The 23954-nt window shown below is 70.6% G+C and carries 20 protein-coding genes; 2 read left to right on the forward strand and 18 right to left on the reverse strand.

The window, feature by feature from the left end:
* Positions 1-60: 60 nt before the first annotated feature.
* The 3 genes from QNO07_RS17965 to QNO07_RS17975 form a co-directional block, all read right to left on the reverse strand.
* A complete protein-coding gene (locus QNO07_RS17965) occupies positions 61-483 on the reverse strand; it encodes a hypothetical protein (RefSeq protein WP_283993142.1) in 423 nt (140 codons plus the stop codon).
* Between the two features lie 754 nt (positions 484-1237).
* Positions 1238-2512, reverse strand: coding sequence for a LolA family protein (locus QNO07_RS17970; protein WP_283993143.1), 1275 nt, complete (start codon positions 2510-2512; stop codon positions 1238-1240).
* Positions 2513-2835: 323 nt separating this feature from the next.
* Positions 2836-3846 (reverse strand): polyprenyl synthetase family protein, encoded by a 1011-nt coding sequence (locus QNO07_RS17975; protein WP_283993144.1) that lies wholly within the window; start codon positions 3844-3846, stop codon positions 2836-2838.
* 163 nt (positions 3847-4009) lie between these two features.
* Here QNO07_RS17975 and fahA point away from each other — a divergent pair, with 163 nt between their 5' ends.
* Together fahA and QNO07_RS17985 are read left to right on the forward strand one after the other, a co-directional pair.
* Positions 4010-5248: a fumarylacetoacetase gene (gene fahA, locus QNO07_RS17980; protein ID WP_283993145.1), complete on the forward strand. Its 1239-nt coding sequence runs from the start codon at positions 4010-4012 to the stop codon at positions 5246-5248.
* Positions 5249-5286: 38 nt separating this feature from the next.
* Positions 5287-5760: a hypothetical protein gene (locus QNO07_RS17985; protein ID WP_283993146.1), complete on the forward strand. Its 474-nt coding sequence runs from the start codon at positions 5287-5289 to the stop codon at positions 5758-5760.
* Positions 5761-5830: 70 nt separating this feature from the next.
* On the opposite strand, the gene nuoN is transcribed toward QNO07_RS17985, so the two are convergent.
* From nuoN to QNO07_RS18060, 15 genes are all read right to left on the reverse strand, one after another.
* Entirely contained in the window at positions 5831-7495 is a 1665-nt protein-coding gene (nuoN, locus tag QNO07_RS17990) for an NADH-quinone oxidoreductase subunit NuoN (protein WP_283993147.1), read from the reverse strand.
* Positions 7492-9105, reverse strand: a complete 1614-nt coding sequence (locus QNO07_RS17995; protein ID WP_283993148.1) for an NADH-quinone oxidoreductase subunit M — start codon at positions 9103-9105, stop codon at positions 7492-7494. Before QNO07_RS17995 ends, nuoN begins: the two co-directional genes overlap by 4 nt.
* Positions 9106-9108: 3 nt before the next feature.
* On the reverse strand, positions 9109-11004 hold the full coding sequence (nuoL, locus tag QNO07_RS18000; protein ID WP_283993149.1) for an NADH-quinone oxidoreductase subunit L: 1896 nt from the start codon (positions 11002-11004) through the stop codon (positions 9109-9111).
* Between the two features lie 13 nt (positions 11005-11017).
* A complete protein-coding gene (nuoK, locus tag QNO07_RS18005) occupies positions 11018-11317 on the reverse strand; it encodes an NADH-quinone oxidoreductase subunit NuoK (protein ID WP_283993150.1) in 300 nt (99 codons plus the stop codon).
* The gene (locus QNO07_RS18010) at positions 11314-12126 is read right to left on the reverse strand and encodes an NADH-quinone oxidoreductase subunit J (RefSeq protein ID WP_283993277.1); all 813 of its coding nucleotides are present in this window, start codon (positions 12124-12126) and stop codon (positions 11314-11316) included. Before QNO07_RS18010 ends, nuoK begins: the two co-directional genes overlap by 4 nt.
* 26 nt (positions 12127-12152) lie before the next feature.
* On the reverse strand, positions 12153-12803 hold the full coding sequence (gene nuoI / locus QNO07_RS18015; protein WP_283993151.1) for an NADH-quinone oxidoreductase subunit NuoI: 651 nt from the start codon (positions 12801-12803) through the stop codon (positions 12153-12155).
* A complete protein-coding gene (gene nuoH / locus QNO07_RS18020) occupies positions 12796-14154 on the reverse strand; it encodes an NADH-quinone oxidoreductase subunit NuoH (RefSeq protein WP_283993278.1) in 1359 nt (452 codons plus the stop codon). Before nuoH ends, nuoI begins: the two co-directional genes overlap by 8 nt.
* A 59-nt stretch (positions 14155-14213) precedes the next feature.
* The gene (locus QNO07_RS18025) at positions 14214-16763 is read right to left on the reverse strand and encodes an NADH-quinone oxidoreductase subunit G (protein ID WP_283993152.1); all 2550 of its coding nucleotides are present in this window, start codon (positions 16761-16763) and stop codon (positions 14214-14216) included.
* Complete coding sequence (gene nuoF / locus QNO07_RS18030; RefSeq protein WP_283993153.1) at positions 16760-18115, reverse strand: NADH-quinone oxidoreductase subunit NuoF; 1356 nt, start codon at positions 18113-18115, stop codon at positions 16760-16762. Before nuoF ends, QNO07_RS18025 begins: the two co-directional genes overlap by 4 nt.
* Positions 18112-18993, reverse strand: a complete 882-nt coding sequence (nuoE, locus tag QNO07_RS18035; protein WP_283993279.1) for an NADH-quinone oxidoreductase subunit NuoE — start codon at positions 18991-18993, stop codon at positions 18112-18114. The genes nuoF and nuoE overlap by 4 nt, the downstream gene beginning before the upstream one ends.
* 17 nt (positions 18994-19010) lie before the next feature.
* Positions 19011-20351, reverse strand: a complete 1341-nt coding sequence (locus QNO07_RS18040; protein ID WP_283993154.1) for an NADH-quinone oxidoreductase subunit D — start codon at positions 20349-20351, stop codon at positions 19011-19013.
* Positions 20351-21073, reverse strand: coding sequence for an NADH-quinone oxidoreductase subunit C (locus tag QNO07_RS18045; protein WP_283993155.1), 723 nt, complete (start codon positions 21071-21073; stop codon positions 20351-20353). The genes QNO07_RS18040 and QNO07_RS18045 overlap by 1 nt, the downstream gene beginning before the upstream one ends.
* Positions 21070-21624, reverse strand: a complete 555-nt coding sequence (locus QNO07_RS18050; RefSeq protein WP_100203749.1) for a NuoB/complex I 20 kDa subunit family protein — start codon at positions 21622-21624, stop codon at positions 21070-21072. Before QNO07_RS18050 ends, QNO07_RS18045 begins: the two co-directional genes overlap by 4 nt.
* A gap of 107 nt (positions 21625-21731) precedes the next feature.
* The gene (locus QNO07_RS18055; RefSeq protein ID WP_283993157.1) at positions 21732-22091 is read right to left on the reverse strand and encodes an NADH-quinone oxidoreductase subunit A; all 360 of its coding nucleotides are present in this window, start codon (positions 22089-22091) and stop codon (positions 21732-21734) included.
* Between the two features lie 586 nt (positions 22092-22677).
* Positions 22678-23769 (reverse strand): helix-turn-helix domain-containing protein, encoded by a 1092-nt coding sequence (locus QNO07_RS18060; protein WP_283993158.1) that lies wholly within the window; start codon positions 23767-23769, stop codon positions 22678-22680.
* Positions 23770-23954: the final 185 nt, after the last annotated feature.

Here is a 23954-nt window from a genome sequence, read left to right on the forward strand (position 1 = left end):
CGCCATCCTCGCGGTCATGCAGAAACGATCTTCACTCCCCAGAGCGTAGATCGGAAACGCTCAGTAACCACCCTTGTAGTCCCGCGGCTGAAAGATGCCAGCGGCGAACTTTATACTCAGGCACCGCTTGGCGGAGTGCGCCTTGTTCGCGGTCACGGTTATGGCTGCGGCGTGCGACGAAACGTAGGCATTCAGGCCCGGAGGCAGCGCCCACGATCCCATTGCAACCAGAGCACCGTTCTGAGCGACCGCCTTGGTTTCCTTCTTGTTGAAATATGCGGTACCCGTGACAATGCCCCAAGTGAATTTAGGATCCGCCACGACGGGGAAATTGGTTTCAGCGTCAGGAACGACGGTCTGGACGAGCTTCTCACCCTGGAGTTCGTAACTGGTCTCGACCGGCCGACCGTCGGCATCCCTGGCCCATGGCGCCTCGATCGCGCCTACCGTGAGGTGCACTCCGTCCCCCACGTTCCGGTCCATCGAGTACCCCCCTTCCTCGGTAGGCCGGAGGACAGCGTGTTCGGGAAGCTTCAGGTCGAAGGAGAACTGATGCGCAGCCTGTGCGCAGCGGTCACAACCACATGACCGTCACCCGTGTCGATGCTCGCCCTCGCAGCCGCCTGGCCCACAGCCTTCGAGGATTCTGCGATGTCCGCGGTTCCCGTAGCTCGCTCGACAATCGCACCGGCCTTCTCGGCCTCGCGCTCAGAGTCCGACGCAACTGCCGGAGTTGCCAGAGCACCGCTCAGCGCGACCGCCGAAGCGAGCACGGACACCACAGATTCGCGTGTGAAGTAGCGCACAGATTCCCCCATGATTTCAGTTGTCAGAGATGCACCTGGTCAGAGCACACCTCGATTGGTCGTTGATGATCTTATCGACTCCTCGCAGAGTTTTCCAAATACTTGAGGACCATCTGAGGTTACCGGTTCCCTTGCATGGCGCATCTCTCTGCATCTGCACGATTGATTGAAACTCACACAACATGCATCGCCAGTTTCTCTGTGGCGAAGAGTCCGTGAGCAGGGCCGCCGCCGCGACGCTCGGACATGCGTGGCCCGGCGGCCGGAATTCCTTGACCCCGGCCGCCGTGCCGGGCCGCCGGGGATTGCGGGACAGCCCTTGGCCTCGATCCCGGTGCTCACGCAACGACGGAACCCCCGCCCGATGGGCGGGGGTCGCGTCGTTCCGGCGCCGGCGCCGTCGCCGTGCGGTGACGGCAACCGGGCCTGGGTCAGTGGTTGTTGGCGACCTTGATGAGGCCCGCCTTCGTCACCGCGCCGGCGTAGACGTCGCCGTCGTCGGTGAGCAGGACGTTGACCAGGCGGGTGCTGAACACGCGGCCGGTGCCGAAGTCGCCCTTCACCTTCTCGGAGAAGGAGTCCAGCAGGGTGTCCTCACGGCCGCCGCCGGAGCCCCGGCCGTCCGCCTTGTCGCCCTTGGCGTCCTCGGGGACCTTGACCGCGAGCACCGAGTTCCAGCCCTCACCGATCACCTCGGGCTCGCCGCCCTCCCCCAGGCCGCCGAAGCCCAGCTCCGCCAGACCGCGCTCGGCCAGACCGAGGTCGGCGGGCGCCCCGGAACTGTGGTGGTCGGATTCGTGGTGCTCGGAACCCTGGTGGTCGCCCTCGCCGGGGAGGTCGGCCGCCGTGTGGTCTTCGGCCTCGGTGATCGTGGCGTCCTTCGGCGGCTTGAAGTCGAAGGTCCCGGCGTCCGGCTTGGTGAAGTCGACCTTGGTGAAGCCGGCTTCGACGATGGCTTTGCCGCCGCCCTTGGGGGCGAGGGTGAACCGCAGCGGCGAGCCGTTGTCGGCGTCCACCGCGATGCGGATGGCCTCCACGGTGGAGTCCGGCGCGTTCTTCGGGGTGATCGCCAACTGGTAGGCGTCCCGCCCGGCGACCCGGGTCGTGCCGTCGACCTTGACGTCGGTGGTGTCGTCCACCGCGTCGAGCACCTCACGGGCGGCCTCGGCCGGGTTGGCCTTCTCCAGGCCGCCCGACGACGGGCCCTTCGCGTCCGCGCCCTCGGGCGCCTCGGCGTGGTAGGCGGCGTTGGAAGCCCGGTCGTAGCCCCAGACCTCGCCCTTGTTGTGGACGAGCAGGTACTCGCCCTTGCCCTCGTTGAGGACGACACGCTGCCGCTCCGGACCGTCGGCGGCGATCTTCAGCGTGTTCTCGCCGGCCACCAGCCGCATGAGCTGGCTGGACGGGTCCGGGTCACCGCCCGAGGGGGACGCCGACTCCGTCATGCCCTCCAGGAGCTTCGCGGTTGCGCCGTTCTGCATGCCGGGAAGGCCGAGGTCGGTGCTGATGCGCACGGTGCCGGAGAACTGCTGCACGTCCGACTCCGCGATCTTGGCGATCAGCTCCTCGGCGGTGATCTCCGGCAGGTCCGGGTCGCCGTTGTTCGCCAGCGCGGGCACCAGGCCGATGCTGGCCACCACCACCCCCGCCACGGCCACCGGGACCACGTAGCGCTTCGCCTTGCTGCTGGTTCGGGTCTCTGCCATGACTGCCCATCCTCCGTGTCGGCGGCGCCCACCCCCGGCCGCCTTCTTCACCGTCCTCGGTGCGGGGTGGTAGTTCAATAACACCAAACCACACGCTGTGGGGCGTCAGCCATCAGGTCAAACCGGGTAATCCCGGGGGATGACATCGGCATGCGGAAGATCCGCCCTGTCCCCTAGGGGTTCCCACGGTGAAGGGGGTTGCCGAGAGCGTGAGCTGCCGAGAGCGCGGAGGTTGCCGAGAGCGCGGGGGCTTCGACCGGGCAACCGCCGTCCGGCCGAGCAGCGCCCGGCCGAGACCGGAGCAGCGCCCGGCTGCGGGACGGTCAGCCGGCCCGGTGCACCACGGTGTCGCACAGCTCGGCGAGGGCCTGCTTGGCGGCGCAGTCGGGCAGCGGGCCCAGCACCTCGCGGGCCTGGTCGGCGAAGCGCACGGTGTCCCGTCGGGCCTGTTCCAGGGCGGGGTGGGCGCGCAGGCCGGCGAGGGCCTCGGCGTGCCGGGCGTCGTCGGTGAGGTCGCCGTCGAGCAGCGCGCACAGCGCGCGGTCCTCCGGTGCGCCGCCCTGCTCGGCCATGGCCCGCAGGTGCAGGACGGGCAGGGTGGGCACGCCCTCGCGCAGGTCGGTGCCGGGGGTCTTGCCGGACTCGTGGGAGTCGCTGGCGATGTCGAGCACGTCGTCGGCGAGCTGGAAGGCGGTACCGATCCGCTCGCCGTACTGGGTGAGCACGTCGACGGTGCGCTCGTCCGCACCGGCCATCAGCGAGCCGAAGCGGCCGGAGACGGCGATCAGCGAGCCGGTCTTGCCGGCGACGACCTCCAGGTAGTGGTCGATCGGGTCGGTGCGCTCGCGCGGTCCGGCGGTCTCCAGGATCTGGCCGGTGACGAGCCGCTCGAACGCCTCGGCCTGGATGCGCACGGCCTCCGGGCCGAGGTCGGCGAGGATGTGCGAGGCGCGGGCGAAGAGGAAGTCGCCGGTGAGCACGGCGACGGAGTTGCCCCAGTTGACGTTGGCACTGGGCACGCCGCGGCGCACCTCGGCCTCGTCCATGACGTCGTCGTGGTAGAGCGTCGCCAGGTGGGTCAGCTCGACGACCACCGCGGACGGCACGATGCCGGGGGCGTGCGGGTCGCCGAACCGGGCGGCGAGCAGGGCGAGCAGCGGGCGGAAGCGTTTGCCGCCGGCCCGCACCAGGTGCTGGGCGGCTTCGGTGATGAAGGGGACGCTGCTCTTGGTGGCCTCGAACAGCCCTTCTTCGACGGCCGCCAGTCCGGCTTGCACGTCGGCTTCCAGCGCCTGGTCGCGCACGCTCAGCCCCAAGGGCCCGACGACGGTCACGAGGAGGTCTCCTGTCTGCGGACAATCACTCAGCTGGTCACTGCGTCGCTGCCACCATTACCGGCAGCGTATCCGGTCACGTGAGGATCACGTCAGGCACGTCCCTCGATAGCCTGTTCGCGGCCGAGACCGGCGACGACCTCGAAGGCGAGGGCACCACCCCATGTCAGCAGCGAACCCTCTCATTCTTCCCGAAGACCATCTTTTCGGGCAGCACAATCTTCCCTATGGCGTCTACAGCACGGCCGACACCCCTGGCCTGCGGCGCATCGGAATCCGGTACGGCGACCACGTGCTGGACCTGGCGGCCGCGGCGCGGCTGTTCGCCTCCCCGCACGCGGAGCTGCTGTCCGCTCCGACGCTGAACCCGCTGCTCGCCGCAGGCCGCGCGGTGTGGACGGCGGTGCGGACCGATGCCCGGCTGTGGCTCACCTCCCCCGCCGAGCGGGAGCGGGTGGGCGGGCTGATGGTGCCGCTGGCCGACGCGACGCTGCACCTGCCGTTCGAGGTCGCCGACTACGTCGACTTCTACGCCAGCGAGCACCACGCCACCAACGTCGGCCGGATCTTCCGCCCCGACGGGGAGCCGCTGACCCCGAACTGGAAGCACCTGCCGATCGGCTACCACGGCCGTGCGGGCACGGTGGTGGTGTCGGGCACCGAGGTGCGGCGGCCCAGCGGCCAGCGCCGGGCACCGGCTGACCCGGCGAATCCGGGTGCGGCGCCGAAGGCGGTGTTCGGCCCCTCGCAGCGGCTGGACATCGAGGCCGAGGTGGGCTTCGTGGTGGGTGCGCCGTCGGTGCTGGGCGAGCCGGTGCCGCAGGGGGCGTTCCGCGAGCACGTCTTCGGTGTCTGCCTGCTCAACGACTGGTCGGCGCGGGACGTCCAGGCGTGGGAGTACGTGCCACTGGGCCCGTTCCTGGGCAAGTCGTTCGCGACCTCGGTCTCGGCGTGGGTGACGCCGCTGGAGGCGCTGGACGCAGCGCGGACCGCGCCGCCGGAGCGCACCCACGAGCTGCTGGACTACCTGGACGACTCCGGTGCCGAGCCGGGCGGGTTCGACCTGCGCATCACGGTCACCCTCAACGGCCACACCATCGCCGAGCCGCCGTTCTCCGCGATGTACTGGACGGCGGCGCAGCAGCTGGCGCACATGACCGTCAACGGCGCGTCCCTGCGAACGGGTGATCTCTTCGCGTCCGGAACGGTCAGCGGCCCGGAGCCGCACCAGCGGGGCTGCCTGCTGGAGCTGACCTGGTCGGGCCGGGACGCGGTCGAACTGCCCGACGGCAAGCGGACGTTCCTGGAGGACGGCGACGAGGTCGTGCTGACGGCCTGGGCGCCGGGGCCCGACGGGACCCGGGTCGGCCTGGGAGAGGTGTCAGGGCGCATCGCCTGCTAGCTTGACCGCCATCTGACCGACGAAGGTAGGAGAAGCACGTGCGCACGTCAGCGCGTTACACGGGGGCGGTCGCCGTCACGGCGGCCGTGCTGCTCACGAGCGGTTGCGGGGGCGGCAGCGACGACGACGCCGCGAAGGACGGGAAGCCGTCGGCCGAGCAGAGCGCGGGCGAGGCCGCCGCGCAGCCGGGTTCGGTGCAGGGCATCTGGAACACCACGGTGGACGGCAAGGACGTGGTCCTCACCGTGCTGGGCGACGGCGCCACGCTGCTGCGGGACAACACCGCGTGCACGGGACGGGTGACCGACGCGGCCAAGCCGTCGTTCACGCTGAAGTGCCCCGGCGGAAGCGGCGAGGAGCGCACCAACGGGACGGTCGACAGCCTTGAGGGCAAAAACATGAAGGTCACCTGGAACGGCGGAGACACCGACTCCTTCGTGAAGGTGGCCGACACTCCGAAGGACGTGCCGACCGACCTCGGCGGCCTGGAGGACCTGGTCCCCCAGGGCTGAGCGCACAGGCGACAGGGCCGGGACGTCCCCCGCGAGGGAGGTCCCGGCCCTGTCGTTCGAGGTGCCGGTGTCAGCGGACGAAGACCCCCGCCTGGGAGGCCAGGTCGAGGAAGTACTGCGGGGCGACGCCGAGCACCAGCGTGACGACCACGCCGACGCCGATGGTGACGGCGGTGAAGCTGCTGGGGATGGCGACCGTCGGCCCGTCCGCGCGCGGCTCGCTGAAGAACATCAGCACGATGACCCGCACGTAGAAGAACGCGGCGATGGCCGAGGCGATGACACCGACGACGACCAGCGCGCCCGCGCCGCCCTCGGCGGCGGCCTTGAAGACCGCGAACTTGCCGACGAAGCCCGAGGTGAGCGGGATGCCGGCGAAGGCGAGCAGGAAGACCGCGAAGACCGCCGCCACCAGGGGCGACCTGCGTCCCAGTCCGGCCCACTTCGACAGGTGCGTCGCCTCGCCGCCGGAGTCGCGGACCAGCGTGACGACGGCGAACGCGCCGAGCGTCACGAAGGAGTACGCCAGCAGGTAGAAGAGCACCGAGGAGATGCCCGCCGGGGTGGTGGCGATGACACCGGCGAGGATGAAGCCGGCGTGCGCGATGGAGGAGTAGGCGAGCAGCCGCTTCACGTCGGTCTGAGTGATGGCGATGATCGCGCCGAGCAGCATGGACGCGATGGCGACGCCCCACATGATCGGCCGCCAGTCCCAGCGCAGTCCCGGCAGGACGACGTACAGCAGCCGCAGCAGGGCGCCGAAGGCGGCGACCTTGGTGGCGGCGGCCATGAAGCCGGTGACGGGGGTGGGGGCGCCCTGGTAGACGTCGGGCGTCCACATGTGGAAGGGCACGGCGCCGACCTTGAACAGCAGCCCCATGAGGATCATGGCGGCGCCGATCAGCAGCAGCGCGTCGTTGCCCATGGCGGCGGCGAGCGCCGGGTTGGGGCTGGAGACGGTGCCGTCGACGACCTGGGCGATGCCGGCGTAGTCGACGGTCCCGGCGTAGCCGTAGAGCAGCGCGATGCCGAAGATGAGGAACGCCGAGGAGAACGCGCCGAGCAGGAAGTACTTGACCGCTGCCTCCTGCGACAGCAGGCGGCGCCGGCGGGCCAGCGCGCACAGCAGGTACAGCGGCAGCGAGAAGACCTCCAGCGCGATGAACAGCGTCAGCAGGTCGTTGGCGGCGGGGAAGATCATCATGCCGCCGACCGCGAACAGCAGCAGCGGGAAGATCTCGGTGGTCGTCCAGCCGGCCTTCGTCGCGGCCTGCTCGCCCTCACCGCCGGGCACGGACGCGGGCTGGGCGGCGAAGGAGTCCACCCGGGCGCCGTGCGCGACGGGTTCCAGCTTGCGTTCGGCGAAGGTGAAGACGGAGGCGAGTGCCACCAGCAGGATGATGCCCTGGAGGAACAGCGCCGGGCCGTCCACCGCGATGGACCCCAGGCCCACCACGGCCGCCTTGTCCGTGGCGTGGCCGCCGGCGGCGAGGCCGACGACCGCGGCGAAGCCGCCGGCCAGGGCCAGTGCGGCCAGCCCCACCTGTGCGGGGTAGCGGACCCGGCGCGGGGCGAACGCCTCCACCAGGATGCCGATCACGGCGACGCTGAGCACGATGATGGCCGGGGACATCTGGAGGTACTCGATCGAGGGTGTGCCGCCCTCGGGGGCCGCCGTCGTCCACAGACTGTGGACGGACGCCGCGATCTGTTCGGTGCTCGTCGGGGCACTCACTTCGCCGCCTCCACCTCTGGCTCGGGGTCGGTCTTCTGCACATCCGACAGGGTGTGCTCAACCGCCGGGTTGACGATCTCGGTCAGCGGCTTCGGGAAGACCCCGAGGAGGATCAGCAGGGCGATCAGCGGCGCGACCACGGCCAGCTCACGGGCCCGCAGGTCGGGCATCCCGGCGATCTCCGGCTTCTCCACCGGACCGGTCATGGTCCGCTGGTACAGCAGCAGCACGTACAGGGCGGCCAGCACGATGCCGGCGGTGGCCACGATTCCGGCCACCGGGTAGCGGCTGAACGTGCCGACCAGGACGAGGAACTCGCTGATGAACGGCGCGAGTCCGGGCAGCGACAGGGTGGCGAGGCCGCCGACGAGGAAGGTGCCCGCCAGGACCGGCGCCACCTTCTGCACCCCGCCGTAGTCGGCGATGAGCCGCGAGCCGCGCCGGGAGATGAGGAACCCGGCGACGAGCATCAGCACCGCGGTGGAGAGGCCGTGGAAGACCATGTACAGCGTCGCGCCGGTCTGGCCCTGGCTGGTCATCGCGAAGACGCCCAGCACGATGAAGCCGAAGTGGGAGATGGACGCGTACGCGATCAGCCGCTTGATGTCGCGCTGGCCGACGGCCAGCAGCGCGCCGTAGATGATGCTCACCAGCGCCAGCGTGATCACCACCGGCGTCGCCCAGGCGCTGGCCTCGGGGAACAGGCCGAGGCAGAACCGCAGCATCGCGAAGGTGCCGACCTTGTCGACGACCGCGGTGATGAGGACCGCGACCGGCGCGGTGGACTCCCCCATCGCGTTGGGCAGCCAGGTGTGCAGCGGCCACAGCGGCGCCTTGATCGCGAACGCGAGGAAGAAGCCGAGGAAGAGCAGCCGCTCGATGTTGGTGCCCATGGTCAGCTCACCGGCCGCGCGGGCCTCGGTGATCTGCTGGAGGGAGAACGTGCCCTCGCCGAGCTGGTCGGCGGTGACGACGTAGAGGCCGATGACCGCGGCCAGCATGACCAGGCCGCCGGCCAGGTTGTAGAGCAGGAACTTCACCGCGGCGTAGCTGCGCTGCTTGGCGCCGTCCTCCTCGCCGCCCGAGTGGGCGCGGTCGCCGAAGCCGCCGATGAGGAAGTACATCGGGATGAGCATGGCTTCGAAGAAGATGTAGAAGAGGAAGACGTCGGTCGCGGCGAAGGAGATGAGCACCATCGCCTCGACCATCAGGATCAGCGCGAAGAAGCCCTGGGTGGGCCGCCACCGCCGCTGCTTCGCGGCGTCGGAGTCCTCGATGTCGGCGTCCGCGTCGTTCCAGCCGGCCGCGATCACGAACGGGACGAGCAGCGCGGTCAGCGCGATCATCGCCACGCCGATGCCGTCGGCGCCCAGTTCGTAGCGCACGCCGAAGTCGGCGATCCAGGCGTGGGACTCGGTGAGCTGGTAGCGGGCACCGCCGGGATCGAAGCGGATCAGCACCACCGCGGCCAGCACCAGTGTGCCAAGCGACACCAGCAGCGCCAGCCACTTGGCGGCCTCCCGCCTGGCGGCGGGCACCGCCGCGGTGGCGACCGCGCCGAGTGCCGGCAGCACCGCGGTCGCCGTCAGCAGGGGAAATGTTGTGGACATGAATCAGACCGCCCTCATCAGCAGGGTGGCAGCGATCAGGAGCGCCGCACCGCCGAACATCGAGACCGCGTAACTGCGGGCGAAGCCGTTCTGGACGCGTCGCAGCCGGCCGGACAGGCCGCCGAAGCCGGCGGCGGTACCGTTGACGACCCCGTCGACGAGCTTGTGGTCGACGTAGACGAGGCTGCGGGTCAGGTGCTCGCCGCCGCGGACCAGCACGACGTGGTTGAAGTCGTCCTGGAGCAGGTCGCGCCGGGCCGCGCGGGTGAGCACGCTGCCGCGGGGGGCGACCGCCGGCACGGGACTGCGCCCGTACTGGGCCCAGGCGACGCCGACGCCGATCAGCAGCACGACGACCGTCAGAGCGGTGATCACCGGGACGCTGAGCGGCGGGTGGCCGTGCTCGTACGCGGTGACCGGCTCCAGCCAGTTGACGAAGGCGTCGTTCAGCTTGAACAGGCCGCCGGCGAAGACCGAGCCGAACGCCAGGACCACCATGGGGATCGTCATGGACCTCGGCGACTCGTGCGGGTGCGGCTCGCGGCCCTCGGCGTCGGGCTGCCAGCGCTTCTCGCCGAAGAACGTCAGGATCATCACGCGCGTCATGTAGTACGCGGTGAGCGCCGCGCCGAGGAGCGTGACCGCGCCCAGGATCCAGCCCTGGGTGCCGCCCTTGGCGAAGGCCGCCTCGATGATGGCGTCCTTGGAGAAGAAGCCGGACAGGCCGGGGAAACCGATGATGGCGAGGTAGCCCAGGCCGAAGGTGACGAAGGTGACGGGCATGTACTTCCGCAGCCCGCCGTACCGGCGCATGTCCACCTCGTCGTTCATGCCGTGCATGACCGAGCCGGCACCGAGGAACAGCCCGGCCTTGAAGAAGCCGTGCGTGACCAGGTGCATGATGGCGAAGGCGTAGCCGATCGGGCCGAGCCCGGCGGCGAGGACCATGTAGCCGATCTGCGACATCGTCGAACCCGCGAGGGCCTTCTTGATGTCGTCCTTGGCGCAACCGACGATCGCACCGAAGATCAGCGTGACCGCGCCGACGACGACCACCGCCGTCTGCGCGTCCGGGGCGGCGTTGAAGATCGCGCCGGACCGGGTGATGAGGTACACGCCGGCGGTGACCATGGTCGCCGCGTGGATCAGGGCGGAGACCGGGGTCGGGCCCTCCATCGCGTCGCCCAGCCAGGACTGCAGCGGCACCTGCGCGGACTTGCCGCAGGCGGCGAGCAGCAGCATCAGGCCGATCGCGGTCAGCGTGCCCTGCGAGGCCTCGGTGGCGCTGCCCAGGACCGGGGTGAAGGCGAAGGTGCCGAAGGTGGTGAACATCAGGAAGATGGCGATGGCCAGCCCCATGTCACCGACCCGGTTGACCAGGAACGCCTTCTTCGCCGCGGCGGCGGCGCTCGGCTTGTGCTGCCAGAAGCCGATCAGCAGGAACGACGCCAGGCCGACGCCCTCCCAGCCGACGTACAGCAGCAGGTAGTTGTCGGCGAGGACGAGCAGCAGCATCGCCGACAGGAACAGGTTGAGGTAGCCGAAGAAGCGGCGGCGCCGCTCGTCGTGCTCCATGTAGCCGATCGAGTAGATGTGGATCAGCGTGCCCACACCGGTGATCAGCAGCACGAACGTCATGGACAGCTGGTCCAGCTGGAAGGCGACGTCCGCCTGGAAGTCGGCCACCGGCACCCAGCTGAACAGGTGCTGGTGCAGGGCGCGGTCGTCGCCGCTGCGACCGAGCATGCCCGCGAAGAGGACGGCGGCGAGGACGAAGGACGCACCGGCCAGGGCGGTGCCGAGCCAGTGCCCGACCCCGTCCAGCCTTCGCCCGCCGCACAGCAGGACGGCCGCGCCGAGCAGCGGCGCCGCGACGAGCAGTCCGATCAATGACTCCACTGGTTCGTACCCCTTACAGCTTCATCAGGCTGGCGTCGTCGACCGAGGCCGAGTGGCGGGAGCGGTAGAGCATCACGATGATCGCCAGTCCCACCACGACCTCGGCGGCGGCGACGACCATGACGAAGAACGCCATGACCTGGCCGTCGAGGTTGCCGTGCATGCGGGAGAAGGCGACCAGCGTCAGGTTGGCCGCGTTCAGCATCAGTTCGATGCTCATGAACACCACGATGGCGTTCCGCCGGATCAGCACCCCGGAGGCGCCGATGGTGAACAGCAGCGCGGCCAGGTACAGATAGTTCACCGGGTTCACTTGCCGGCCTCCTCGGCGGGCGACTGCCCGTGGTACTCGGCGGTGCGCTGCTCGATCGCGGCGAGCCGGGCCAGTTCCTCGGCCCCGATGTCCCGCACCTGGTCGCGTTCACGCAGTGTCGGGTTGACGGTCAGCTCGGACGGCGTGCCGTCGGGCAGCAGGCCGGGCTGGTTGACGCCGTTGTGCCGGGCGTAGACGCCGGGCGCGGGCAGCGGCGGGAGCTGCTTGCCGCTGCGCACCCGCGCCTCGGCCTGCTCGCGCTGCGACCTGGGCTTGTCGATGCGCTCGCGGTGCGTGAGCATCGTCGCGCCGACGGCGGCGACGGTGAGCAGCACGCCGGTGATCTCGAACGCCACGACGTACTCGGTGAACAGCTTCTCGGCGATGCCGGGGACGTTGCCGCCGAACGCGGCGTTGGCCTCCTCGACTCCGGTGAAGGTGCCCAGCGAGGCCTGGCCGATGCCGGCGATGAGCAGGATCGCCAGGCCGAGCGCACAGGTGACGGCCAGCCAGCGCTGCCCCTTCAGCGTCTCCTTGAGGGAGTCCGCGGCGCTGACACCGACCAGCATCAGCACGAACAGGAACAGCATCATCACGGCGCCGGTGTAGACGACGATCTGCACGATGCCCAGGAAGTAGGCGCCGTTGGCGATGTAGAAGATCGCCAGCATCACCATCGTCCCGGCCAGGCAGAGCGCGGAGTGCACCGCGCGCCGCAGCAGGACCGTGCCGAGCGCGCCGGCGACCGCGAAGGTGCCCAGTACGTAGAACTGGACGGCCTCAGCGGTGGAGGTGGTGGCCGCGAGCATCTCGGGCGCGGCGGTGAGTGCGGTGCTCACTTCTGCTTCACCTCCTCGGCGGCCGGCGCGGTGGTCGGCTCGGGGGCGGGCGTGGCGGCCGGCTCCTGCGGGCCGAAGGTGTCCGCGGACGCCTGCGGGACGCCGGTGTCGGTGATCGTCTGCTGCTCGGTGCCGGGCGCGGCCTCGGTGACGAGGCCGCTGTAGTAGTCCTTGTCGGTCATCCCCGGGAAGATCGCGTGCGGCGAGTCGACCATGCCCTCCTGGAGGCCGACGAGCAGTTCCTCCTTGGTGTAGATGAGGGACTCCCGGGTGCGGTCGGCGAGTTCGTACTCGTTGGTCATGGTCAGTGCCCTGGTGGGGCACGCCTCGACGCACAGGCCGCACAGGATGCAGCGCAGGTAGTTGATCTGGTAGACGCGGCCGTACCGCTCACCGGGCGAGTAGCGCTCCTCCTCGGTGTTGTCCGCGCCCTCGACGTAGATGGCGTCGGCCGGGCAGGCCCAGGCGCACAGCTCGCAGCCGATGCACTTCTCCAGGCCGTCCGGGTGCCGGTTGAGCTGGTGGCGGCCGTGGAAGCGCGGCGCGGTGGCCTTCTTCTGCTCGGGGTACTGCTCGGTGAGCCGCTTCTTGAACATGGCCTTGAAGGTCACGCCGAAGCCGGCCACCGGATTGAGGAATTCAGGCATCGTCGGACTCCTTGCTGTCGCTCCCGGCGCTCCCGGCGTCGTGCGGGCCGTCGCCGCCCGCGGCGGGTGCGCCGACGGTGGCCGGCTGCTCCTGGCGGGAGCGTCGGCGCGGTACCGGTGGCAGGCTCTGGCCCGGCAGCGGCGGCACGGGGTAGCCGCCCGCCATCGGGTCGAACTCGGGCTCGCCGTCCGCCTCGGTCTCGGCGGCGGTCCGGCGTTCCTCCCGGTCGCGGAGGATGTCCACGACGAAGGAGATGAGCAGCAGCGCGAGGATGCCGCCGGCCACCCACAGGATGATCTGGGTGAACTCGTAGCCCTCGTTGCGCATCGCCCGGACGGTGGCGACCATCATCAGCCACACCAGGGAGACCGGGATGAGGACCTTCCACCCGAGCTTCATGAACTGGTCGTAGCGCACCCGCGGCAGCGTGCCGCGCAGCCAGACGAAGACGAACAGCAGCACGTTGAGCTTGATGACGAACCACAGCAGCGGCCACCAGCCCTCGTTGGCGCCCGGCCACCAGGTGGAGATGGGCGCCGGCGCGCGCCAGCCGCCGAGGAACAGCGTCACGGCGAGCGCGGAGACGGTGACCATGTGGATGTACTCGGCGAGCATGAACATCGCGAACTTGATCGACGAGTACTCGGTGTTGAAGCCGCCGACGAGGTCGCCCTCGGACTCGGGCATGTCGAACGGCGCCCGGTGGGCCTCGCCGACCATCGCCACCATGTAGATGAGGAACGACACCGGCAGCAGCACCGCGAACCAGGTGTCGCCCTGCGCCCCGACGATGGTCGAGGTGGACATGGAACCGGAGTAGAGGAAGACCGCCGCGAAGCTGAGGCCCATGGCGACCTCGTAGCTGATGATCTGGGCGGTGGCCCGCACGCCGCCCAGCAGCGGGTACGTCGAGCCCGACGACCAGCCGGCGAGGACCGTGCCGTAGGCGGCGATGGACGCGGTGGCGAGGATGTAGAGGATCGCCACCGGCATGTCGGTGAGCTGCATCGCGGTGCGGGTGCCGAAGATCGACACCTCGTTGCCGGGCGGCCCGAACGGGATGACGGCGATCGCCATGAAGGCCGGGATGGCGCCCAGGATCGGCGCCAGCACGTAGACGGCCTTGTCGGCGCCCTTGACGTTGACGTCCTCCTTCAGCATCAGCTTGATGCCGTCGGCGAGCGACTGGAGCATGCCCCACGGGCCGTGCCGGTTGGGCCCGATGCGCAGCTGCATCCAGGCGACGACCTTGCGCTCCATGACGATGGAGATCAGCACGGTCACCATCAGGAACGCGAAGCAGAAGACCGCCTTGAGCAGGATCAGCCAGAACGGGTCGGTCCCGAACATGGACAGGTCCTCGGCGGCGAGGTGGACCGGGGAGCCGGGGACCCCCGCCTGGATGACGCTCACGCTCGCACCTCCGGTGATGCTGCTTCGGTGTCGGCGTCCGGTTCGGCGGGGGCGCCGATCCGGACGAGGCCGCCGGGCTGCGCGCCGGTCTCGTCGGCGACGCCGCCGCCGACGGAGTTGAGCGGCAGCCACACCACCCGGTCGGGCATCTCGGTGACGGCCAGCGGCAGTACGACGGTGCCGCGCGGGCCCGTCACGGCCAGCGGCTCGCCGTCCGCGACGCCCGCCTCGGCGGCGGTGGCAGTGGAGAGCCGGGCGACCGCCGGGTGGCGGGTGCCGGCCAGGGCCTCGTCGCCGTCCTGGAGGCGCCCGTTGTCCAGCAGCAGCCGGTGCCCGGCGAGCACCGCCTCGCCGGCGCCTGCGGCGGGCACCGCCCGGCCGGACGACGGCGGTTCGGTGAGCGTCGCACGGCCCTCGTCGGCCGCTCGGTCGGTGGGTCCGCGGTGGCCGAGCCGGGTCAGTTCGGCGCGGATCGTGCGCACGTCGGGCAGTCCGAGGTGCACGTCGAGCGCGTCGGCGAGCATGTTGAGCGCGCGGGCGTCGGGGAGGACGAACCGGCGGGTCATCTGGTCGGGCTTGATGGCCGCCTCGAACGGCCGCGCCCGGCCCTCCCAGTTGAGGAAGGTGCCGGACTTCTCGACCACCGCGGACACCGGCAGGACCACGTCGGCCCGCTGGGTGACCTCGCTGGGCCGCAGTTCCAGGCTGACCAGGAACCCGACGGCGTCCAGCGCGGCACGCGCCCGCGCCGGGTCGGGCAGGTCGGCGACCTCGACGCCGCCGACGAGCAGCGCGGCGAGTTCCCCGGTGGCGGCGGCCTCGATGATCTGCCCGGTGTCGCGGCCGACGCCGCGCGGCAGTTCGGCGACGCCCCAGGCGGTGGCCGTCTCCTCGCGGGCCCGCGGGTCGGTCGCGGACCGCCCGCCGGGCAGCAGCGTGGGCAGCGCGCCCACCTCGACGGCGCCGCGCTCCCCGGCCCGGCGCGGAATCCACACCAGGCGCGCGCCGGTCGCGGTGGCGAGCCGCACGGCGGCGGTGAGCGCGCCGGGCACGGCGGCCAGCCGCTCACCGGCGAGGATCACCGCGCCCTCGGCGCGCAGCGCGTCGGCGGCCTGGCGGCCCTGCTCGTCGAGCCCGACGCCGCCGGCGAGCGCGTCCAGCCACTCGGTCTCGGTGCCGGGTGCGGCGGCCAGCAGGGTGCCGCCCGTCTTGCGCAGGCCCCGGGTGGCATGCGTGGCGAGGGTGAAGGTGCGCTGGCCGTGCGTGCGGTGGGCCTTGCGCAGCCGCAGGAAGACGCCGGGCGCCTCCTCCTCCGCCTCGAACCCGGCCAGCAGCACGGCGGGCGCGGCTTCCAGAGCGGTGTGGGTGAGGCCACCGCCGTCGAGGTCGTGTCCGCGTCCGGCGACGTGGGCGGCGAGGAAGTCGGCCTCCTCGGCGCTGTGCTGCCGGGCCCGGAAGTCGACGTCGTTGGTGCCGAGCGCGACGCGGGCGAACTTGCCGTAGGCGTAGGCGTCCTCGACGGTGAGCCGGCCGCCGGTGAGCACGCCCGTCCGGCCGCGGGCCCCGGCGAGCCCGGCCGCGGCGGCGGCGAGCGCCTCGGGCCAGCTCGCGGGGGCCAGTTCACCGGTGGCGGCGTCCCGCACCAGCGGGGTGGTGAGGCGGTCGGGGCGCTGCGCGTAGCGGAAGCCGAAGCGTCCCTTGTCGCACATCCACTCCTCGTTGACCTCGGGGTCGTCGGCGGCGAGCCGCCGCATGACCTTGCCGCGGCGGTGGTCGGTGCGGGTGGCGCAGCCCGTCGAGCAGTGCTCGCACACCGACGGCGAGGACACCAGGTCGAACGGCCGGGACCGGAAGCGGTACGCGGCCGAGGTGAGCGCGCCGACGGGGCAGATCTGGATGGTGTTGCCGGAGAAGTACGACTGGAACGGGTCGCCCTCGCCGGTGCCGACCTGCTGGAGCGCGCCGCGTTCCAGCAGCTCGATCATCGGGTCGCCGGCGATCTGGTTGGAGAAGCGGGTGCAGCGCGCACACAGCACGCAGCGTTCCCGGTCCAGCAGCACCTGCGTGGAGATCGGCACCGGCTTCTCGAAGGTCCGCTTGCGGCCCTCGAAGCGGGTGTCGGCGTCGCCGGTGGACATCGCCTGGTTCTGCAGCGGGCACTCGCCGCCCTTGTCGCAGACCGGGCAGTCCAGCGGGTGGTTGATGAGCAGCAGCTCCATCACACCGCGCTGCGCCTTCTCGGCGACGGGCGAGGTGAGCTGGGTGCGGACCACCATGCCGTCGGTGCAGGTGATGGTGCAGGAGGCCATCGGCTTGCGCTGGCCCTCGACCTCGACGATGCACTGGCGGCAGGCGCCGACCGGGTCGAGCAGCGGGTGGTCGCAGAACCGGGGGATGGCGATGCCCAGCAGCTCGGCGGCGCGGATGACCAGGGTGCCCTTGGGCACGCTGATCTGCGCGTCGTCGATGGTGAGGGATACCAGGTCCTCGGGCGGCGGACCCGCTTCCCCGCCACCGGAGGTCTTGGCGTCAGTGGTCACGGTCACGCTTTCACCTCCAGGTGAGCGTTGTCGTCGTTGCCGCCCCGGTCGGCCCAGACCGTGGAGCGGGCCGGGTCGAAGGGGCAGCCGCGGCCGGTGATGTGCTGCTCGTACTCGTCGCGGAAGTACTTCAGCGACGAGAAGATCGGGCTGGCGGCGCCGTCGCCGAGCGCGCAGAACGACTTGCCGTTGATGTTGTCGGCGATGTCGTCGATCTTGTCGATGTCCTCCATCGAGCCCTTGCCGGCCTCGATGTCGCGCAGCAACTGGACGAGCCAGTACGTGCCTTCGCGGCAGGGCGTGCACTTGCCGCAGGACTCGTGGGCGTAGAACTCCGTCCAGCGGGTCACCGCGCGGACCACGCAGGTGGTCTCGTCGAAGCACTGGAGCGCCTTGGTGCCGAGCATCGACCCGGCCGCGGCGACACCCTCGTAGTCGAGCGGCACGTCGAGGTGCTCGTCGGTGAACATCGGCGTGGACGAGCCGCCGGGCGTCCAGAACTTCAGCCGGTGGCCGGGCCGCATGCCGCCGCTCATGTCGAGCAGCTGCCGCAGCGTGATGCCCAGCGGCGCCTCGTACTGGCCGGGTGCGGCGACGTGGCCGGAGAGCGAGTACAGCGTGAAGCCGGGCGACTTCTCGCTGCCCATCGACATGAACCACTCCTTGCCGCGGTGGATCAGCGCGGGCACGGAGGCGATCGACTCGACGTTGTTGACGACGGTCGGGCAGGCGTAGAGGCCGGCGACGGCCGGGAAGGGCGGACGCAGCCGGGGCTGGCCGCGGCGTCCCTCCAGGGAGTCGAGCAGCGCCGTCTCCTCACCGCAAATGTACGCGCCGGCCCCGGCGTGCACGGTCAGTTCCAGGTCCTTGCCGGGGCCGAGCGCGTCCTTGCCGAGGTAGCCCGCCGCGTACGCCTCGCGGACCGCCTCGTGCAGGCGCCGCAGCACCGGCACGACCTCGCCGCGCAGGTAGATGAACGCGTGGCTGGAGCGGATCGCGTGGCAGGCGATCACGATGCCCTCGATGAGGGAGTGCGGGTTGGCGAAGAGAAGCGGGATGTCCTTGCAGGTGCCGGGCTCGGACTCGTCGGCGTTGACCACGAGGTAGTGCGGCTTGCCGTCGCCCTGCGGGATGAACTGCCACTTCATGCCGGTGGGGAAGCCGGCGCCGCCGCGTCCGCGCAGGCCGGCGGCCTTCACGTAGGCGATGACGTCGTCGGGGTCCATGGCGAGGGCCTTGCGCAGGCCCTCGTAGCCGTCGTACCGCCGGTAGGTGTCCAGCGTCCACGCGTCGGGCTGGTCCCAGAACTCGGACAGCACCGGGGAGAGCAGCTTCTCGGCGGACTCGGTGGGGGTCATCGGTCCTCCTCCCCGCTGTCGGCGGCCGGACCGGTCGGGTTGACGGGGTCGGTCGGGTTGTCCGGGTCGGACGCAGCGGTGTCCTGCGGGGCGTCGTGCGAGCTGGGGTGCGTCGCCGGGGGCTCCTCCGCCGCCTTGCGGCCCGCGCCGCCGGACGGGCGGGGCGCGGGATCGGCGGGCACACGTTCGCTGCGCGGTCCGACGACCCGGCCGGACTCCGTCTCGCCCTTGGCGAGGCGCAGGCCGGCGAGCGAGGCGGGGCCCGCGCCGCCGCCCGCGGCGACGGCGCCGGGCCGTTCGTCGGGGAATCCGGCGAGGATGCGGGCGGTGTCCTTGAAGGTGCACAGCGGCGCACCGCGGGTCGGCACGACCTCGCGGCCGGCCCGCAGGTCGTCGACGAGCTGCTTGGCGGAGTCGATCGTCTGGTTGTCGAAGAACTCCCAGTTGACCATCACCACCGGCGCGTAGTCGCAGGCCGCGTTGCACTCGATGTGCTCCAGCGTGACCTTGCCGTCCTCGGTGGTCTCGCTGTTCGCCACCCGGAGGTGGTCCTGGAGCGCCTCGAAGATGGCGTCGCCGCCGAGCACCGCGCACAGCGTGTTGGTGCACACGCCGACCTGGTAGTCACCGCTGGGCTTGCGCCGGTACATGGAGTAGAAGGTCACCACCGCGGTGACCTCGGCGGTGGTCAGTCCCAGCACCTCGGCGCAGAACCGCACGCCCGTGCGGGTGACGTGGCCCTCCTCCGCCTGCATCAGGTGCAGCAGCGGCAGCAGCGCCGAGCGGCTGTCGGGGTAGCGGGCCACGACCTCCTTGGCGTCCGCTTCGAGCCGGGCCCGGACATCGGCCGGGAAGTCGGGGGCGGGCAGTTGCGGCATGCCCAGTTGCACGTCCGTCACCGGTCGACACCTCCCATCACGGGGTCGATGGATGCGACGGCGACGATGACGTCGGCGACCTGGCCGCCCTCACACATCGCCGCCATGGATTCGAGGTTGGTGAAGGACGGGTCGCGGAAGTGCACCCGGTAGGGGCGGGTGCCGCCGTCGCTGACGACGTGCACGCCCAGTTCGCCCTTGGGCGACTCGACCGCGGCGTACGCCTGGCCGGGCGGCACCCGGAAGCCCTCGGTCACCAGCTTGAAGTGGTGGATGAGGGCCTCCATGGAGGTGCCCATGATCTTCTTGATGTGGTCGAGGGAGTTGCCGAGCCCGTCCGGGCCGAGCGCGAGCTGCGCGGGCCAGGCGATCTTCTTGTCGCCGACCATGACCGGTCCTGGTTCGAGCCGGTCGATGCACTGCTCGACGATGCGCAGCGACTCGCGCATCTCCTCCAGCCGGATCAGGAACCGGCCGTAGGAGTCGCAGGTGTCGGCGGTCGGCACCTCGAAGTCGTACGTCTCGTAACCGCAGTAGGGCTGAGCCTTGCGCAGGTCGTGCGGCAGTCCGGCCGAGCGCAGGATCGGGCCGGTCGCGCCGAGCGCCATGCAGCCGGCCAGGTCGAGGTGACCGACGTCCATGAGCCGCGCCTTGAAGACGGGGTTGCCGGTGCAGAGCTTGTCGTACTCCGGCAGGTTCCTGCGCATCTGCTTGACGAACTCGCGCAGCTGGTCGATCGCACCGGGTGGCAGGTCCTGGGCGAGGCCGCCGGGACGGATGAAGGCGTGGTTCATCCGCAGGCCGGTGATCAACTCGAAGAGGTCCAGGACCAGTTCGCGGTCCCGGAAGCCGTAGATCATGACGGTGGTCGCGCCCAGCTCCATGCCGCCGGTGGCGATGGCGACGAAGTGCGAGGAGAGACGGTTCAGCTCCATCAGCAGGACCCGCAGCACGGTGGCCCGGTCGGGGATGTCGTCCTCGATGCCGAGCAGCTTCTCCACCGCGAGGCAGTACGCCGTCTCGTTGAAGAACGGCGTGAGGTAGTCCATCCGCGTCACGAACGTGGTGCCCTGCGTCCACGTGCGGTACTCGAGGTTCTTCTCGATGCCGGTGTGGAGGTAGCCGATGCCGCAGCGGGCCTCGGTGACCGTCTCGCCGTCGATCTCCAGGATGAGCCGCAGCACACCGTGCGTGGAGGGGTGCTGGGGGCCCATGTTGACGATGATCTTCTCGTCGTCGGTCCTGGCCGCCGCCGCGGCGACCTCGTCCCAGTCTCCGCCGCTGACGGTGTAGACGGTGCCCTCGGTCGTCTCTCGGGAACTGGCCGTCGGGGTGGCGGCCTGCGAGGTGTTGCTCATTAGCTGTACGACCTCCGCTGGTCGGGAGCCGGGATCTGGGCGCCCTTGTACTCGACGGGGATGCCGCCGAGCGGGTAGTCCTTGCGCTGCGGGAAGCCCTGCCAGTCGTCGGGCATCATGATCCGGGTGAGTGCCGGGTGGCCGTCGAAGACAATGCCGAAGAAGTCGAACGCCTCCCGCTCGTGCCAGTCGTTCGTCGGGTAGACGTCGACGACCGACGGGATGTGCGGGTCGGCGTCGGCGACGGAGACCTCCAGCCGGATGATCCGGTTGTGGGTGTAGGACCGCAGGTGGTAGACGGCGTGCAGCTCGCGTCCCTTGTCACCCGGGTAGTGCACGCCGCTCACGCCGGAGCAGTACTCGAAGCGCAGCGCCGGGTCGTCGCGCAGGGTCCGGCAGACCAGCACCAGGTGCTCGCGGGCGACGTGGAACGTCAGCTCGCCGCGGTCGACGACCGTCTTCTCCAGGGCGTTCTCCGGGAGCAGCCCCTGCTCCTCCAGCGCGCCTTCGAGTTCGTCGGCGACCTCGTCGAAGTACGAGCCGTAGGGCCGCGAACTCGCGCCCGGCAGCCGCACGGTGCGCACCAGGCCGCCGTAACCGGAGGTGTCCCCGGCGGCCTGGGCGCCGAACATGCCGCGCCGGACGTCGATGACCTCACCCACGTCGTCCCGCTGGGCGCGGACCTCTTTGGCGGTGCTGCCGCCGCTCTGATCGTCGCTCACCGGAGCAGCCCCTTCATCTCGATCGTCGGGAGGGCCTTCAGGGCCGCTTCCTCCGCCTCACGGGCCGCCTGCTCGCGGTTGACGCCGAGCTTCTCCTCGCGGATCTTCTCGTGCAGCTTCAGGATCGCGTCGAGCAGCATCTCCGGCCGCGGCGGGCAGCCCGGCAGGTAGATGTCGACGGGCACGATGTGGTCGACGCCCTGCACGATCGCGTAGTTGTTGAACATGCCGCCCGACGAGGCGCAGACACCCATCGAGATGACCCACTTGGGGTTCGGCATCTGGTCGTAGACCTGCCGCAGCACGGGTGCCATCTTCTGGCTGACCCGTCCGGCCACGATCATCAGGTCGGCCTGGCGCGGCGAGCCGCGGAAGACCTCCATGCCGAACCGGGCCAGGTCGTACCGTCCGGCGCCGGTGGTCATCATCTCGATCGCGCAGCAGGCGAGCCCGAAGGTGGCCGGGAAGACGGATGACTTGCGCACCCAGCCGGCGGCTTGCTCCACCGTTGTGAGCAGGAAGCCGCTTGGCAGCTTCTCCTCGATTCCCATCTGGTTTCGCCCCTATCTCAGATCCTCGGTCCGGGTGTCGGGTCCGGGTGTCGGGTCCGTGTGTCCGACCGTCCGGCCGGCTGGACTGTTCGTCGGTGGTGTCCCCGTCAGTCCCACTCCAGGCCGCCGCGCCGCCAGTCGTAGGCGTAGGCGACGCCGATCAGGCCGACGAAGATCAGCATCTGGACGAGACCGAACATGCCGAGGGCGTCGAAGTGGACGGCCCAGGGGTAGAGAAAGACGATCTCGACGTCGAAGACGATGAAGAGCATCGCCGTGATGTAGTACTTCACCGGGAAGCGCCCGCCGCCGGCCGGCATGGGAGTGGGCTCGATGCCGCACTCGTACGCCTCCAGCTTGGCGCGGTTGTAGCGCTTGGGGCCGATGACCGAGGCCATCACCACGGAGAAGACCGCGAAGGCCGCACCGAGAGCTCCGAGCACGAGGATGGGTACGTAGGCGTTCACCGCTCCTCGCTCCTTCCAGTCGCCGCTGACTAGCTGGGTCCTGCTGCGGGACTGCGCCCCCTCGCGGTTGCGGATCTCCCACGCGGTTGCGGAGATCGTGCAATTGTGAGGCAGTTCACAAGCCCGAGCGGACTGCATCCTATGCCCCTACCTCTGTGACATGCGACACGGGGTACCGGTGAGACTTTGTGATCTTCAACACCGGGAGATCCACTTGCCGTTCGGGCAGTCGGTGATCTTCATACGCGAAGCCCGCGAACGGTCACCGCGCGTGACCTTCCGGACGGTTACCGCAGGTTGACGGCTTGGCGCCTACCAAAAGATGCCCGCGCCATACAAATTCGCAATGGGGCGGGTGGGCGTGCTAGCGCGACCCTTGCCCCAGCCGGGCGGCGAAGCACCGCCGTTGCCCACGGTCACGGACCGACTCCTTTGTGCACCCGCGCACAAGTGCGTCGAGGAGAGGTGGGTTGGCGTCCGGAGGGGCGTTCGCCAACCTCCGGCTCGCTACGGACTGTTGCGAGGGGTGAGGGCCGTGGGGTGGTTGGGGTCGGCGGGGTTGTCTCGGTCAGTGAGGTCAGTGAGGTCAGTCGTGATGGTGGGCTCGGTGGAATCGATCGACTCGGTGGCGCCTGTCCCCGGAATCGATCGACTCGGTGGCGCCTGTCCCCTCCTCTCGTTCGCGGCACTCCCGGCAGCGCCGGACGGACGCGGGCGCCCGGAACGCCCGGTCGCAGCCGCCGCAGTTGCGCAACGGCGGTGGCGCGGGCGCGGGTACTGCCTGAGGTGGGGCGTGGAGCTGCTGCGGCAGCAGCGCGGTCAGCCGGTGGGCGACCAGCCCGGCGGGGTGGTGCAGTGGCTCGGGCAGGCCGTTGGCGAGAGCGCGCCGGACCACGTCCGGCGAGGCTCCACGCTCCAGCCAGGCCGCCACCGCCGGAGCAAGCCGCCGCACCTCCCGCTCGGCCAGCAGCAGCCGGGGCTCGTGCCGGTGCAGCTCCCCCAGCAGCGCCGTCGCCGTACGCATCCGCCCCGGGTCCGTGCAAACCGGCATGGGCAGCGGGGGTGTTGCGGTTGGTACGGGCGTTGCGGTTGGCGCGGGGATTGCCGGGGGCGGGAGAGGTGTGGGCGGTGCGGGGGCAACTGGTGCGGGCGGGGGTGGTGGCGGGGTGGGACAGGAGGGCGCCGTGGCCGGGGACGTGCGGCCTGCTGTCGCACCGGTTGCGCGGGGGCCGCGCGCCGGAACCGCCCGCAGGGAGGGCCCTCGGGCAGCGGGCCTGCGGACGTCGGGCCCCTGCACCCCGGGCCGAGCTGCGGCGTCGTCGGCAGGACCCGGCCGGTGGTGGCAGACGGTGCGGGTGACGATGCGACCGCTCGGCAGCCGCCGCCGGGTGCGCGTCAGGTATCCGTGCGCCTCCAACTCCCGCAACGCGCCCGCGATACGGGTCTCGCCCTCGGGGAAGCGGTCGGAGAGGCTGCGGATGTCCACCCGCGCGCCCTGCGGCAGCGACTGGATGTGGACGGCCAGCCCGATCGCGGTAAGCGTCAGCTCGCGGTGCTGGGCGAGGTGGTTGCCGACCACGGTGAAGCGGTCGGTGTGGCGGGCCCGGACGTGCGTCACGCCGCGCGCCGGAACGGCCGGTGGCGCGCACGGGGGCGCGCTACTCTCGGAGTAGGTCATCGGGAAGGTTCTGTCTTCCTTGTTGGTCAGGCCCTCGTCCGGGATGCCAGTCCCGGCGGGGGCCGTCGTTATGTGTGATGTGCGTGCGAGATGTCGAACGCCGCGACCCTACTCCCGACGCGCACCCCCAAACCCACCTCAGCCGTCGTTCTTCACCCCTGTGGGTGACGGCTCGGACGGTCGGT

Origin of the sequence: Streptomyces sp. 549 (genome assembly GCF_030124175.1) — a bacterium.
Classification (GTDB): Bacteria; Actinomycetota; Actinomycetes; order Streptomycetales; family Streptomycetaceae; genus Streptomyces.

What these genes read in the sequence shown, in the direction of transcription:
- QNO07_RS17965 (WP_283993142.1), bottom strand. Translation starts at nt 483, where the DNA reads ATGGACCGGAACGTGGGGGACGGAGTGCACCTCACGGTAGGCGCGATC.
- QNO07_RS17970 (WP_283993143.1), bottom strand. Translation starts at nt 2,512, where the DNA reads ATGGCAGAGACCCGAACCAGCAGCAAGGCGAAGCGCTACGTGGTCCCG.
- fahA (WP_283993145.1), top strand. Translation starts at nt 4,010, where the DNA reads ATGTCAGCAGCGAACCCTCTCATTCTTCCCGAAGACCATCTTTTCGGG.
- QNO07_RS17995 (WP_283993148.1), bottom strand. Translation starts at nt 9,105, where the DNA reads ATGTCCACAACATTTCCCCTGCTGACGGCGACCGCGGTGCTGCCGGCA.
- QNO07_RS18010 (WP_283993277.1), bottom strand. Translation starts at nt 12,126, where the DNA reads ATGCTCGCGGCCACCACCTCCACCGCTGAGGCCGTCCAGTTCTACGTA.
- nuoI (WP_283993151.1), bottom strand. Translation starts at nt 12,803, where the DNA reads ATGCCTGAATTCCTCAATCCGGTGGCCGGCTTCGGCGTGACCTTCAAG.
- nuoH (WP_283993278.1), bottom strand. Translation starts at nt 14,154, where the DNA reads ATGTTCGGGACCGACCCGTTCTGGCTGATCCTGCTCAAGGCGGTCTTC.
- nuoF (WP_283993153.1), bottom strand. Translation starts at nt 18,115, where the DNA reads ATGACCCCCACCGAGTCCGCCGAGAAGCTGCTCTCCCCGGTGCTGTCC.
- nuoE (WP_283993279.1), bottom strand. Translation starts at nt 18,993, where the DNA reads ATGCCGCAACTGCCCGCCCCCGACTTCCCGGCCGATGTCCGGGCCCGG.
- QNO07_RS18040 (WP_283993154.1), bottom strand. Translation starts at nt 20,351, where the DNA reads ATGAGCAACACCTCGCAGGCCGCCACCCCGACGGCCAGTTCCCGAGAG.
- QNO07_RS18050 (WP_100203749.1), bottom strand. Translation starts at nt 21,624, where the DNA reads ATGGGAATCGAGGAGAAGCTGCCAAGCGGCTTCCTGCTCACAACGGTG.
- QNO07_RS18060 (WP_283993158.1), bottom strand. Translation starts at nt 23,769, where the DNA reads ATGACCTACTCCGAGAGTAGCGCGCCCCCGTGCGCGCCACCGGCCGTT.